Annotated in this window: 15 protein-coding genes and 2 pseudogenes; 9 read left to right on the top strand and 8 right to left on the bottom strand. The window is 69.1% G+C overall.

The window, feature by feature from the left end; all coding sequences use genetic code 11:
* The first annotated feature begins 2 nt into the window (after positions 1–2).
* The 3 genes and pseudogenes from MCHLDSM_RS30865 to MCHLDSM_RS39950 all read left to right on the top strand — a co-directional run.
* Positions 3–755 carry a 3-hydroxyacyl-CoA dehydrogenase gene (locus tag MCHLDSM_RS30865; protein WP_048473581.1) on the top strand — a complete coding sequence of 251 codons (753 nt, stop codon included), beginning with the start codon at positions 3–5 and terminating at the stop codon, positions 753–755.
* Positions 752–1,659 (top strand): annotated as a pseudogene (locus MCHLDSM_RS30860) (NAD(P)H-dependent flavin oxidoreductase); the annotation flags it as partial. The gene MCHLDSM_RS30865 and the pseudogene MCHLDSM_RS30860, both read left to right, overlap by 4 nt.
* Position 1,660: 1 nt before the next feature.
* A pseudogene (locus MCHLDSM_RS39950) lies at positions 1,661–1,930 on the top strand (nitronate monooxygenase); the annotation flags it as partial.
* A gap of 48 nt (positions 1,931–1,978) precedes the next feature.
* Here MCHLDSM_RS39950 and MCHLDSM_RS40170 read toward each other — a convergent pair.
* Positions 1,979–2,110 (bottom strand): hypothetical protein, encoded by a 132-nt coding sequence (locus MCHLDSM_RS40170; RefSeq protein ID WP_109777580.1) that lies wholly within the window; start codon positions 2,108–2,110, stop codon positions 1,979–1,981.
* Between the two features lie 66 nt (positions 2,111–2,176).
* Positions 2,177–2,785 (bottom strand): DoxX family protein, encoded by a 609-nt coding sequence (locus MCHLDSM_RS30855; RefSeq protein ID WP_407661883.1) that lies wholly within the window; start codon positions 2,783–2,785, stop codon positions 2,177–2,179.
* A gap of 63 nt (positions 2,786–2,848) precedes the next feature.
* Here MCHLDSM_RS30855 and MCHLDSM_RS30850 point away from each other — a divergent pair, with 63 nt between their 5' ends.
* From MCHLDSM_RS30850 to MCHLDSM_RS30840, 3 genes are read left to right on the top strand one after another with little or no spacing between them, the layout of a single operon-like run.
* Positions 2,849–5,116, top strand: a complete 2,268-nt coding sequence (locus tag MCHLDSM_RS30850) for an MMPL family transporter (protein ID WP_048473580.1) — start codon at positions 2,849–2,851, stop codon at positions 5,114–5,116.
* Positions 5,113–5,811, top strand: a complete 699-nt coding sequence (locus MCHLDSM_RS30845; protein WP_048473579.1) for a TetR/AcrR family transcriptional regulator — start codon at positions 5,113–5,115, stop codon at positions 5,809–5,811. The genes MCHLDSM_RS30850 and MCHLDSM_RS30845 overlap by 4 nt, the downstream gene beginning before the upstream one ends.
* Positions 5,792–6,436, top strand: a complete 645-nt coding sequence (locus tag MCHLDSM_RS30840; RefSeq protein ID WP_048473578.1) for a class I SAM-dependent methyltransferase — start codon at positions 5,792–5,794, stop codon at positions 6,434–6,436. The genes MCHLDSM_RS30845 and MCHLDSM_RS30840 overlap by 20 nt, the downstream gene beginning before the upstream one ends.
* On the opposite strand, the gene MCHLDSM_RS30835 is transcribed toward MCHLDSM_RS30840, so the two are convergent.
* Positions 6,433–7,146 (bottom strand): NAD-dependent deacylase, encoded by a 714-nt coding sequence (locus MCHLDSM_RS30835; RefSeq protein WP_048473577.1) that lies wholly within the window; start codon positions 7,144–7,146, stop codon positions 6,433–6,435. The two genes, MCHLDSM_RS30840 and MCHLDSM_RS30835, sit on opposite strands and share 4 nt — an antisense overlap.
* Before the next feature lie 36 nt (positions 7,147–7,182).
* Here MCHLDSM_RS30835 and MCHLDSM_RS30830 point away from each other — a divergent pair, with 36 nt between their 5' ends.
* Positions 7,183–7,548, top strand: coding sequence for an Rv1152 family transcriptional regulator (locus MCHLDSM_RS30830; RefSeq protein ID WP_048416902.1), 366 nt, complete (start codon positions 7,183–7,185; stop codon positions 7,546–7,548).
* A gap of 10 nt (positions 7,549–7,558) precedes the next feature.
* On the opposite strand, the gene MCHLDSM_RS30825 is transcribed toward MCHLDSM_RS30830, so the two are convergent.
* Positions 7,559–8,389, bottom strand: a complete 831-nt coding sequence (locus tag MCHLDSM_RS30825; RefSeq protein WP_048416903.1) for a class I SAM-dependent methyltransferase — start codon at positions 8,387–8,389, stop codon at positions 7,559–7,561.
* A gap of 14 nt (positions 8,390–8,403) precedes the next feature.
* Positions 8,404–8,928, bottom strand: a complete 525-nt coding sequence (locus MCHLDSM_RS30820) for a DUF1697 domain-containing protein (protein WP_048473576.1) — start codon at positions 8,926–8,928, stop codon at positions 8,404–8,406.
* 76 nt (positions 8,929–9,004) lie between these two features.
* Here MCHLDSM_RS30820 and MCHLDSM_RS30815 point away from each other — a divergent pair, with 76 nt between their 5' ends.
* Entirely contained in the window at positions 9,005–9,448 is a 444-nt protein-coding gene (locus MCHLDSM_RS30815) for a PPOX class F420-dependent oxidoreductase (protein WP_048474109.1), read from the top strand.
* 19 nt (positions 9,449–9,467) lie between these two features.
* Positions 9,468–9,659, top strand: a complete 192-nt coding sequence (locus MCHLDSM_RS30810; RefSeq protein WP_048416906.1) for a DUF5302 domain-containing protein — start codon at positions 9,468–9,470, stop codon at positions 9,657–9,659.
* A gap of 6 nt (positions 9,660–9,665) precedes the next feature.
* Here the strand turns inward: MCHLDSM_RS30810 and MCHLDSM_RS30805 are convergent, their stop codons facing one another.
* The 3 genes from MCHLDSM_RS30805 to MCHLDSM_RS30795 all read right to left on the bottom strand — a co-directional run bounded on the left by MCHLDSM_RS30805 (position 9,666) and on the right by MCHLDSM_RS30795 (position 12,934).
* Entirely contained in the window at positions 9,666–10,856 is a 1,191-nt protein-coding gene (locus MCHLDSM_RS30805; protein ID WP_048473575.1) for an MFS transporter, read from the bottom strand.
* A gap of 87 nt (positions 10,857–10,943) precedes the next feature.
* Positions 10,944–12,575 (bottom strand): monocarboxylic acid transporter, encoded by a 1,632-nt coding sequence (locus MCHLDSM_RS30800; protein ID WP_048473574.1) that lies wholly within the window; start codon positions 12,573–12,575, stop codon positions 10,944–10,946.
* Positions 12,572–12,934: a DUF485 domain-containing protein gene (locus MCHLDSM_RS30795; protein WP_048416909.1), complete on the bottom strand. Its 363-nt coding sequence runs from the start codon at positions 12,932–12,934 to the stop codon at positions 12,572–12,574. Before MCHLDSM_RS30795 ends, MCHLDSM_RS30800 begins: the two co-directional genes overlap by 4 nt.
* Between the last annotated feature and the right edge of the window lie 68 nt (positions 12,935–13,002).

Raw genomic sequence — 13,002 nt, 5'->3', positions numbered from 1 at the left:
CTGTGGAGATCAAGGACGCCGTAGCCGTCGTCACCGGAGGTGCGTCGGGGCTCGGGCTCGCGACGACGAAGCGCCTGCTCGACCGGGGTGCCTCTGTCGTGGTGATCGACCTCAAGGGCGCCGAGGCCGTCGCCGAACTGGGCCCGCGCGCCAAGTTCGTCGAGGCCAACGTCACCGACCCCGAGCAGGTCACGGCCGCGCTGGACGCCGCCGAGGAGATGGGTCCGGTGCGCATCGACGTCAACTGCGCCGGCATCGGCAACGCGATCAAGACGCTGGGCAAGGAAGGCCCGTTCCCGCTCGACGGGTTCCGCAAGGTCGTCGAGGTGAATCTGATCGGCACGTTCAACGTCATCCGCCTGGCCGCAGAACGCATCGCGAAGACCGAGCCGATCAACGGCGAGCGCGGCGTCATCGTCAACACCGCCTCGGTCGCGGCGTTCGACGGTCAGATCGGGCAGGCCGCGTACTCGGCGTCCAAGGGCGGCGTGGTCGGTATGACGCTGCCGATCGCCCGTGACCTGTCGCGCGAGCTGATCCGCGTGGTCACGATCGCGCCGGGCCTGTTCAAGACCCCGCTGCTGGGCTCGCTGCCCGAGGAGGCGCAGGCCTCGCTGGGCAAGCAGGTGCCCCACCCGGCCCGCCTGGGTGATCCGGACGAGTACGGCGCGCTGGCGGTGCACATCGTGGAGAACCCGATGCTCAACGGGGAGACGATCCGGCTCGACGGGGCCATCCGGATGGCGCCGCGATGACATTGAGGACGAAGTTCACCGAGACGTTCGGTGTCGAGCATCCGATCGCCCAGGGCGGGATGCAGTGGGTGGGTCGCGCGGAACTCGTTGCGGCCGTGGCCAATGCGGGCGCGCTGGGGTTCCTCACCGCGCTCACCCAGCCGACGCCGGCCGATCTGGCCAACGAGATCGCCAAGACCCGCGATCTGACCGACAAGCCGTTCGGGGTGAACCTGACGATCCTGCCGGCGATCAACCCGCCCCCGTATGACGAGTACCGGCAGGTGATCGTCGACGCCGGCATCACGATCGTCGAGACGGCAGGGTCCAACCCGGCGCCGCATCTGCCGATGTTCCACGACCACGGGATCAAGGTGCTGCACAAGTGCACCTCGGTGCGGCACGCGGTCAAGGCGCAGAGCCTCGGCGTGGACGGCATCAGCATCGACGGGTTCGAGTGCGCCGGGCATCCGGGCGAGGACGACATCCCCGGGCTGGTGCTCATCCCGGCCGCAGCGGACAAGATCGAGATCCCGATGATCGCCTCGGGCGGCTTCGCCGACGCCCGCGGGCTCGTGGCTGCGCTGGCGCTGGGTGCCGACGGCATCAACATGGGGTCGCGGTTCATGTGCACCGTGGAGTCGTGCATCCACGACAACGTCAAGCAGGCGATCGTCGAGGGCGATGAGCGGGGCACGGAGCTGATCTTCCGGAGCCTGCACAACACTGCGCGCGTGGCGTCGAATGTGGTGTCTCGGGAAGTCGTGCAGATCCTCAAAGACGGCGGTCAGTTCGACGACGTCAAGGATCTGGTGGCCGGAGTGCGCGGCCGGCGGGGGTTCGATGATGGCGACGTGGACGCCGGCATCTGGACGGTGGGAACGGCGATGGGACTGATCAACGACGTGCCGACGGTCGGCGACCTNGCGTCGAATGTGGTGTCTCGGGAAGTCGTGCAGATCCTCAAAGACGGCGGTCAGTTCGACGACGTCAAGGATCTGGTGGCCGGAGTGCGCGGCCGGCGGGTGTTCGATGATGGCGACGTGGACGCCGGCATCTGGACGGTGGGAACGGCGATGGGACTGATCAACGACGTGCCGACGGTCGGCGACCTGGTGTCGCGCATCGTGACCGAGGCCGAAGACCTGATCAGAGGCCGACTGGCCACGATGGTGGCCGAGACGTCGGCCGTCTAGACAGCCTGACCGAAAGAGCGCGCGTCCGTGAGGGCGCGCGCTCTTTTGTCACACTGCGGTGGGCAGAGTCTGCTCGTCGTCGAGCTGTTCCGACGTCAGCCCCTCGACGAGGACATCGCCGTGGTAGAGGGCGTCGAAATCAACCTTGATGACATCAGCACTGGTGTCGTCGATCCACATGTACTGAACAGTAACCATCACCTCTAAGGAATCATTGAGTCTCGATTCGGAAAACTGTGGCAATTCTTACCGCTGGGTAGGGTCGGCGCCGGGCGGGGTGGTGAGGTGGATCGGATTCACGCCGTACAGCGCCACCCAGGTGACGACGGCGGCGACCACCGCCACCACCAGCAGTGCCACTTTCACCCGCGGTGACCAGCGCAGACGGTCGGTGAGGCGCGCGTCGATCGCATAGCGGCCGGGTCCGGTGAACAGCAGCGCCGCCGCGCCCAGCCCGAGCAGGAACGGCACGTTGAACGGTTCGGACCAGAACGCCGCCGCCGAGACGTTGACCGCCCAGGCGCACAACATGGAGCTCAGCACGGCGCAGGCGCCCAGCGGCGTGAGGACGCCGAGCAGCAGGGCGACGGCGCCGAGGGTCTCGGCGCCGGTCACCATCAGCGCGGCGAGGGTGGGGAGCCGCCATCCGGCCTCGGTCATGAACCCGACGGTCGTCGAGAAGTCGAAGGCCTTGATCAGGCCGGCCTGCAGCACCGCGGCGCCGATACCGAGGCGCAGGATCAGCAGGCCGACCGCCACGGTCCGGTCCACCGGTGTCGGGGCCGTCTCTGTGATCGAGGGGCGCGTGAGTTCGTGGGTCATGTCGGGTGGACTCCCGTCGTCGCCGAATGTCATCGCAGGCATTGACCCCTTTCTGTTATCGCTGTTAACTTAGCGGCGATACGTCAGGAGACCCCGATGCTGCAGCGAATCGCACTGTTGGCCATCGCGGCGCCGCGTCGCATCCTCGCCGTCGCACTTCTCGTCATGATCGCCTGCGGCGTCTTCGGGATCCCGGTGGCCGGTCAACTGTCCGCGGGCGGCTTCGCCGATCCCACCTCCGAGTCCGCCCGTGCCTCCCAGATTCTCGTCGACCGGTTCGGCCAGGGCGACATGGACCTGTTGATCAGCGTGCGCGCCGAGGGCGGGGTGGCCGCCGCCCGGACCGTCGCCACCGACATCGTGTCCCGTCTCTCGGAGTCGCCCCACGTCGGTGAGGTCACCTCCGCGTGGACGGCGCCGCCGTCGGCGGCGTCGGCGTTGATCAGTGAGGATGGCAAGACCGGTCTGATCGTCGCCGGCATCACCGGTGGCGAGAGCGCCGCGCAACGGTACGCCGAGGAGCTGACCGACGCGCTGGTCTACGACCGCGACGGCGTCACCGTGCGCGCGGGCGGTGTGGCCATGACCTACGTCCAGATCAACAGTCAGACCGAGCGGGATCTGCTGCTGATGGAATCCATCGCGGTTCCGCTCAGCTTCGTCGTGCTGGTCTGGGTCTTCGGCGGGTTGCTGGCCGCGGCGCTGCCGGTGGCCGTCGGCGGCTTCGCGATCCTCGGATCGATGGCGGTGTTGCGGGCGTTCACGCTGGTCACCGACGTGTCGATTTTCGCGCTGAATCTGTCCATCGCGATGGGCCTGGCGCTGGCGATCGACTACACGCTGCTGATCATCAGCCGCTACCGCGACGAGCTGGCCGCCGGCGCCGACCGGGACCGCGCGCTGGTGCGCACGATGACGACCGCCGGTCGCACAGTGCTGTTCTCGGCGATGACCGTGGCGCTGTCGATGATCGCCATGGTGGTCTTCCCGATGTACTTCCTGAAGTCGTTCGCCTACGCGGGGATCGCCGTCGTCGCCTTCGCCGCCGTGGCGGCCATCGTGGTGGCGCCCGCGGCGATCGTCCTCGCCGGGGATCGGCTCGACGCCTTCGACGTCCGCACGCTCGTGCGCCGGGTGCTGCGCAGACCCGAACCCGCGCCCGTCCCGGTCGACCGGATGTTCTGGTACCGGTCGACGAAATACGTTCAGCGGCGGGCGATCCCGATCGGTGTCGCCGTCGTCGCCCTGCTCGTGCTGCTGGGCGTGCCGTTCCTCGGAGCCACGTGGGGCTTCCCCGACGACCGCGTGCTGCCGCAGTCGGCATCGGCCCGCCAGGTCGGCGACGACATGCGCGAGAACTTCGCGGTCGATTCGTCGGCCAACGTCACCATCGTGCTGCCCGACGCCCGCGACGTCACCCCGGCAGAGCTCGACGGATACGCCGCCGAGCTGTCGAAGGTCGCCGACGTGTCCACCGTCTCGGCGCCGGGAGGCACCTTCGTCGACGGTGCGAAGGTCGGTCCGCCGTCGGCGGCGACCGGTGTCGCCGACGGCAGCGCCTTCCTCACCGTCGGCAGCACCGCGCCACTGTTCACCGACGCCTCCGAGATCCAGCTGAACAGGCTGCACGCCGTCGAACCGCCCGGCGGTCGGGAGGCGATGCTGACCGGCCTGGCGCAGATCAACCGCGACAGCTCCGACTCGATCACCTCTCGGCTGCCGACGGTGCTCGGCATCATCGCGGCCATCACGTTCGTGCTGCTGTTCCTGCTCACCGGCAGCGTGGTGTTACCGCTGAAAGCGTTGGTGCTCAACGTGTTGTCGTTGACCGCGGCGTTCGGCGCGCTGGTGTGGATCTTCCAGGACGGCCACCTCGGGGCGCTGGGCACCACACCCACCGGCACACTGGTCGCCAACATGCCGGTGCTGCTGTTCTGCATCGCGTTCGGACTGTCGATGGACTACGAGGTGTTCCTCGTCTCCCGGATCCGGGAGTACTGGCTGGCGTCGGACCGCAGCACGGCCGCCAACGACGAGAGCGTCGCACTCGGCCTGGCGCGCACCGGCCGGGTGGTGACCGCGGCGGCCCTGCTGATGTCGATCTCGTTCGCGGCGCTGATCGCCGCGCAGGTCGCGTTCATGCGGATGTTCGGGGTGGGCCTGACCCTGGCCATCCTCGCCGACGCGACTCTGGTCCGGATGCTGCTGGTGCCCGCCTTCATGCACGTGATGGGACGGTGGAACTGGTGGGCGCCGGCGCCGCTGGCCCGACTGCACGAGCGGATCGGCCTGCGTGAAGGCGGCGACGACGGGCCCGCGCCACCGGTTGCGCCCGTGGCGTCGGTGACCGAGGGGCAGCGGTGAGCACGGCGCCGCTGCGGCGGCGCCGTGCTCCGCGCGGCTCCGGCGACCAGTTGCGCGACGAGATCCTCGACGCCGCAACCGGGCTGCTGCTCGAGACCGGTGATGCGAAAGCGGTGTCGATCCGGGCGGTGGCCCAGCGCGTCGGCGTCACCCCGCCGTCGATCTACCTGCACTTCGCCGACAAGGACGCGCTGCTCGACGCGGTCTGTGTGCGGTACTTCGAGAAGCTCGACGACGAGATGCAGGCCGTCGCCGCGGCGGCCGGCACGTCGCCGATCGACGTGCTGCGCGCCCAAGGCCTGGCCTACGTCCGGTTCGCACTGAAAACCCCTGAGCTGTACCGCATTGCGACGATGGGGCAGGGCCAGCCCGGCAGCGACGTGGACATCACGTTGACGAGCTCGGCGTTCGTGCACATGCGCGCCGCGGTGCAGGCGTTGATCGACGAGGGCAGCTACCCGCCCGGTGACCCCACCACGATGGCGCTCGAACTGTGGACCGCGGCGCACGGCGTGGCGGCGCTGCTGATCTCGCGGCCCTACCTGCCGTGGGGTGACGTCGAGGAGTTCGCGGGCCGGGTGCTGCGCGCGGTCTGCTGCGGACAGATGGTGGCGGGCGCCATCGCCCCCGAGGATCCGCCACGCGAGACCGTGGCCTGGCTGAGAGAGGTCGTCCATGAGCACAACCTTCGATAACCCGTTCTTCGCGCGGGTGTGGACGGCGATGTCCGCGCGGGAGCCGCAGTCGCTGCGGCGGTTGCGCCGGGAGAATCTCGCCGGGCTGACCGGCCGCGTACTCGAGGTGGGTGCGGGCACCGGAACCAACTTCGCGTTCTATCCCGCCACCGTGACCGAGGTCGTCGCCGTCGAGCCCGAACGCAGGCTCGCCGCGCTCGCCGCGCGGGCGGCCGCCGACGCACCGGTACCCGTCACGCTGACCGCCGACACCGTGGAACAGTTCCGCGACGGCGAACCGTTCGACGCCGTGGTGTGCTCGCTGGTGCTGTGCTCGATCGACAACCCGGACAGTGTTGTGGCGCAGCTGTATTCGTCGCTGCGGCCGGGAGGGGAGCTGCGCTACCTCGAGCACGTGGCCGGCACCGGCGCGCGGGCCCGGCTGCAGCGCGTCGCCGACGCCACCCTGTGGCCGCGGCTGGCCGGCAACTGTCACACGCACCGCCACACCGAGCAGACGATCGCCGCGGCGGGATTTCAGGTGCAGGGACGCCGGGAGTGGACGCTGCCACGGTGGGCGCCCGTTCCCGTGGCGGAGTTCGCGATCGGCCGGGCCGTCAAACCCGCGGAGCCGACGGAGCGCTAGCCGATCAGGGCGGGCAGGCGCTGCAGCAGGCCGGGCAGCGCCGCGCCGGCCTTCTCCCGCAGGCTCACCGTCGCGGTGCTCGTCAGCGGCGTCGGCTCGGGGTTGACCTCGATCACCGGGGTGCCGCTGGCCACCGCCAGCTCCGGCAGTCCGGCGGCCGGATAGACCACCGAGCTGGTGCCCACCACCACGACGACGTCGGCGTTGATCACCGCGTCGACCGACTGCTGCCACGCGCGGTCGGGCAGCGCCTCACCGAACCACACGACGTTCGGCCGGATCAGCCCGCCGCAGGCGCACCGCGGCGGGTCGACGGACTCCACCGGCTCGGGCATGGCCGGCACCTCGCCCAGGTACGCGGCTCCGCAACGGTCGCAATGGAATTCGAAGAGGCTGCCGTGCACGTGGTACACCTGGTTGCTGCCGGCGCGCTCGTGCAGGTTGTCCACGTTCTGCGTCACGACGTGCACGTCGGCGTAGTCCTCCCACGCCGCGACGGCCCGGTGGGCGTTGTTCGGGGCGACCGCACCCATCATGTGGTGGCGCCACAGATACCACGCCCACACCCGATCGGGATGGGAACGCCAGCCGTCGGCGCTGGAGATCTCATAGGGGTCGACCTCGGCCCACAGCCCCGTCTCGACGTCACGGAACGTCGGCACCCCGCTCTCGGCCGAGATACCGGCGCCGCTGAATACCGTCACCTGCACCCCACCAAACTAGCGGCTGTGGGTGATACTGGGCACGTGGCCGAGTTGGGGGATTGGGTGCGCGTTGATCCACACGCTGCCAGGCCGCTGTTCGACCAGCTCAGAACGCAGATCATCGCCGGAATCCGGGACGGGCAGCTGACCCCCGGAACCCGACTGCCGACGGTCCGCGAACTGGCTGGTCAGATCAACCTGGCAGTGAACACCGTGGCGCGCGCGTACCGGGAACTGGAAGCAGCGGGGATTCTGGAGACGCGGGGCCGGTTCGGCACCTTCGTCGCACGTTCGGACCCGGCCGACTCCGCGATGGCGACCGCCGCGCACACATACGTGTCGACGGCCAAGGCGCTCGGGGTCGGCAAGGGTCAGGCGATGCGGTACGTCGAGGCCGCGTTCGGCTAGGCCGGACGGGTCAGCCGAACTCCAGCAGGATCGTCAGCGGCCGCAGCGGGTCCAGCAGCGGGATGCGCTGCCACGTCCACATCAGGGCGTTGAGCACCCGCCCGCGGGCCGGTTCGGTCGGCAGGTCGTGCACCGCCCGCACCCCGGGGACCGTGTTGACCAGGTCGGCCGCCTCGGCGACCGTCAGCGAGAACGGCATCGGCGGCACGCGGTAGCGCAGCGACGTGCGCATCCCGCGCCGGGCCAGCGCCGCGAACCCCGACGGTGCCAGGTCGAAGATCATCTGACCGCCGGGGAAGCGGGCGGCGCAGGCTTTCATCAACGCCATCGCCTCCTCGGGCTGCAGGTACATCAGCAGCCCCTCGGCGGTGATGAACACGCCGTGCTGCGGATCCACCCGGTCCATCCAGCTGAAGTCCAGCGCCGACTGCGCGCACAGCTCGATCCGGTCGGAGGCGGGCAGCAGTTTGCGGCGAAGGTCGATCATCGGTGGCAGGTCCACGCTGAGCCACCGGAAGTCGTGGCCGACATCGGACGCGTCGAGACGGTAGAAGCTCGTCTGCAGCCCCTCGGCGAGCGCGACCACCGTCGCCTTCGGGTGGTCGAGCAGGTAGCGCCGGGTGTGCTTGTCGAACAGCTTGGCCCGCAACGCCATATCCTGCCTGCGGGTGAAGCCGAACTTGGCGAAGTCGAAGTCGATCGAGTCCACCAGGTGGATCGCCATCGGGTCGTCGATGATCGCGTCGGGCCGACGAGCCTCGCTGGCGCGCACCACCAGCGTCATCAACGCGGTTTCCGACACCCCCGTCAGGTCGGCGGTGTGTTTCGGTGTCTGGTTCATCCGGTCCTCTCTGCCTAGCCGCGCAGGAGCTTGTCGATCGTGCGCAGATTGCGGGTGGTGGTCGACGACTTGTAGCGCTTCTTGCCCATCGTCTTGCCGATCGCGCTGTCGAGGGTGCTCGTGCGCGGGACCTGCCAGTAGAGCACCCCGGCGCCGACGGCGATCTTCTCCTCGGGCCCCGGCTCGTCACCCAGGCCGCCGAGTTCGGCAAGCACGTCGTCGTCGCTGACGAACGTGACGTAGGAATGGTGGCCGTCCACCTCCCGATCGAACGGATAGGCGGCGGAGATATCGGCCAGCGTGTCGAGGTCGTAGACGAGAACCCAAGCCTCGTAATCGAATTCGTCACGCAACGCCTTCTCGGCCTTGGTGCGGACGGTGTTGGCGCCGGCTCTGCTGGTGAGCAACACGTTGCCGCTGGCGAGCACGGTCTTGACGTCTGTGAACCCGGCGGTCTCGAGGGCCTGCGCGACGGCGGGCATCTTCAGGTTGACGCCACCCACGTTGACGCCGCGCAGGAACGCGGCATACCGCGTCACCGCGCACCCCTGGGAAGTGTTGATCGGCCCATCTGTTCGATCATCCCACTCCGGGCGACGGACGTAGGCTCAGGTGATGACCCGCGATGTGTTCGACGACAAGCTGCTGGCGCTGATCGCCGGGAACTCGCTGGGCGTGCTGGCCACCCTCAAACGCGACGGACGCCCGCAGCTGTCGAATGTGTCGTACCACTTCGATCCGCGTGCGCTGACCATCTCGGTGTCGATCACCGAGCCACGGGCCAAGACCCGCAACCTGCGCCGCGATCCGCGCGCCGCGATCCATGTCAGCTCCGACGACGGCTGGGCCTATGCGGTGGCCGAAGGCGACGCCGTGCTCACCCCGCCCGCCGCGAATCCGAGCGACGCCACCGTGGAGGGGCTCGTGGCGCTGTACCGCGACATCGCCGGCGAACACCCGGACTGGGACGACTACCGCCGCGCGATGGTCGACGACCGTCGGGTGCTGATGACGCTGCCGATCGCGCACCTGTACGGGATGCCGCCGGGCCGCCGCTGAGCGGGCTACGCTTGCCGCCATGGCAGCCAAGGAGTCGGCAGAGTCGTCCGGCGCTCCGGAGGACGAGAACAAGCGCAAGTTCCGCGAAGCGCTGGAGCGCAAGAAGGCGCAGGCGGGCGGCGGGGCGGCCCACCGCGACGGCGGCGCGAAACAACCGCGCGCCCACGGCCCGCTCGAGAACCGGCGCGAATTCCGCCGCAAGAGCGGCTAGAAGCGCTCAGACCCGGGCGGGCTGGCGCTCCCGGAGCAGGATCGCCACCAGGCAGACCGCGGCGAGCACGGCGACCGACACGGCGAACACGACGCCGGAGGTGCGCAGTCCCCATGCCTGCGCGGCCAGTCCCTCCCCGACCACCGGGACCGCGATCGCCACGTAGGCGACCACGAAGTAGGTGGAACTCACCTCCGCCCGCCGCTCGGCCGGCGTGCGGTCGGACACCGCTGCCAGGCCGCGGCTGAAGCTGATGCCCTGGCCGACACCCGAGATGACGGCCGCCGCGATCAACCCCGGCAGCGACGAGAAGTGCAGGGCAACAGCGAGAATCGCCATACCGGCGATCAGGATCGCGCAGCCCGCCGCGACGGCGCGGCCCGGATCCATGGTGCGTGCCGGGACCTGTGCCACCGCCGAGGTGAGGAAGACGGATCCCGCGATGACGCCGGCCACCGCATGGTTGCCGATGCCGACGACCTCGGCCACGAACGACGGTGCGACGGCGGCGAACAGGCCGGTGACGGCGAAGCCGGCGAACGCCGCCAGCGCGGCGACCACGAACACCGACCGGGCTTCGGGCGGCACCGCCAGCCGCTGCACGCCGAGCGTGCCCTCGCGCGGCGAGGTCTCCGGCGAGCACAGCACCGCGACGGCGGCCGCCGCACACAACACGAGGTGGACGATGAAGCTCAGATCCAGAGGCCGCGGCGCGTACTGCACCAGCACACCGGCCAGGACCGGGCCGGTCCCCAGCCCGCCGATGTTCACCACCGACGCCACGGCCGCGGCCCGCGACCGCCACGCCGGCGGCGCCGCCTCGATGACCGCCGCGGTGGCCGTGCCGGTGAACAATCCCGCCGACAACCCCGAGAGCACGCGGCCGATCAGCAGTTCGGGCACCGAGTCGGCCAGCACGAACACCACCGCGCTGGCCGCGGCGAACGCGATCCCGGCCAGCAGTACCGGCCGCCGGCCCACTACGTCGGACCACCGGCCGAAGCCCAGCAGGGCGGCCAGCACGCCGCCGGCGTAGGCGGCGAAGATCAGCGTCGTCGTCAGCACATGGAAGTGCAGGTCCTCGGCGAACAGCGCATACATCGGGGTGGGCAGCGTCGTGCCAACCATGATCGCGGCGAACGCGTAGGCCAGCAGGGCCATCGAATAACGGTGCACGGACAGTGTCAGCCAGGACATGCCCGGCAGTATTCCGCCGAAACTGCATTCCGGCAGGCCGCTACTCGCGTTTCGCCTGCCGGAATGCAGTTTCGGCGGGGGAGGGGGTCAGTGCGCGACGGCCTTCTCGGCGCCGATCCCGGTCAGCGAGCGCACCTCCATCTCGGCGGCGACCTCCGGGTCCTCGTTGTCGGGAGACGTCAGCGTCCCGACGATGCCCAGGATGAACGCCAGCGGGATCGACACGATGCCCGGGTTGGCCAGCGGGAACCACGCGAAGTCCGCGCCCGGGATCATCGAGGTCTTCGCGCCCGAGACCGCGGGGGAGAAGACGATCAGCACGATGGTCGAGATCAGCCCGCCGTACATGCTCCACAGCGCGCCGCGGGTGTTGAACCGCTTCCAGTACAGCGAGTAGATGATCGTCGGCAGGTTGGCCGCCGCGGCGACCGCGAACGCCAGCGCCACCAGGAACGCGACGTTCTGACCGTTGGCCAGGATGCCGAGCCCGATCGCGAACACGCCGAGCACGACCGCGGTGATCCGCGACACCCGCACCTGCTCGTCCTCGGTCACCTTGTGCGACTTCAGCACACTGGCGTAGATGTCGTGCGCGAAGGAGGCCGACGCGGTGATCGTCAGGCCGGCGACCACCGCGAGGATCGTCGCGAACGCCACCGCCGAGATCACGCCGAGCAGGATCACCCCGCCGAGTTCGAAGGCCAGCAGCGGCGCCGCCGAGTTGACTCCTCCTGCCGCGCTGAGGATCCGGTCCGGGCCGACCAGAGCGGCCGCACCGTAACCGAGCACCAGCGTGAACAGATAGAACGCGCCGATCAGAGCGATCGCCCAGACCACGCTGCGCCGTGCTTCTTTGGCCGTCGGCACGGTGTAGAAGCGCATCAGCACGTGCGGCAGACCCGCGGTGCCGAGCACCAGCGCCAGTGCCAGTGAGATGAAGTTGATCTGCGAGGTGAGCGAGCCGCCGTACTGCGCGCCGGGGGCGAGGACGTCGCGCTTGGCGACGCCTTCGGTGGTGGCGCCGCTGATCGCGGACTGCGCCGAGCCGAGGATCTCGGAGAAGTTCAGCCCGAACTTGGCGAGCACCATCACGGTCATCACGCCGGCGCCGAAGATCAGCAGGACGGCCTTGATGATCTGCACCCAGGTGGTGCCCTTCATGCCGCCGACCAGGACGTAGACGATCATCAGGACGCCGACCACCGCGATGACGACCGACTGGCCGCTGCGGCTCTTGATGTCGAGCAGCAGCGCGACCAGACCACCGGCGCCGGCCATCTGGGCGAGCAGGTAGAACAGCGACACCGTCAGCGTGCTGGTGGCGGCCGCCATCCGCACCGGCCGCTGCTTGAGCCGGAAGCTCAGCACGTCGGCCATCGTGAATTTGCCGGTGTTGCGCAGTAATTCGGCCACCAGCAGCAGTGCCACCAACCACGCGACGAGGAAGCCGATCGAGTACAGGAAACCGTCGTAGCCGTAGACCGCGATGGCCCCGGCGATGCCGAGGAAGCTGGCGGCCGACAGGTAGTCACCGGCGATCGCGATGCCGTTCTGCGGGCCGGAGAATCCGCGCCCGCCGGTGAAGAACTCGTCGGCGGTGGCGTTCTTCTTACTCGCCCGGATCACCACGATCATCGTGATGACGACGAACAGGCTGAAGATGCCGATGTTGGCGATCGGGTTGCCGATCGTCTCCGACTGGGCCAGCAGGGTGGTCATTTGATCTCACTCTCGAGTTCGGCGCGGATCGCACTGGCGCGCGGGTCGATCTCGCGGTTGGCGAACCGCACGTACAGGCCGGTGATCAAGAACGTCGTCAGGAACTGGCCCAGCCCGATGATCAGGCCCACGTTGATGTCTCCCCACACCCTGGTGGCCATGAAGTCGTGCGCGAAGGCGCCGAGGACGACATAGGTGGCGTACCAGATGAGGAAGAAGGCCGTCATCGGAAACACGAAGCGGCGCAGTCTGCTTCGCAGCTCCTGGAACTCCGGGCTGGCCTGCACCTGCAGGTAGCGCTCCCCGGAGATGAGCTCCGGGTTGGCTTCCTTACGGATCGGAAGGTCGGTGTCGGACACGGTGGTGTGCTCCTGACTGCTGTGAACCGGCTGTGACGAGGACGGTAGTTGAGATGCAGGTCACAAAA

The sequence above is a fragment of the Mycolicibacterium chlorophenolicum genome, from assembly GCF_001044235.1.
GTDB lineage: Bacteria > Actinomycetota > Actinomycetes > Mycobacteriales > Mycobacteriaceae > Mycobacterium > Mycobacterium chlorophenolicum.
Note: the sequence above shows the minus strand (reverse complement) of the source record. Positions and strands in the feature narration are given on the sequence as shown.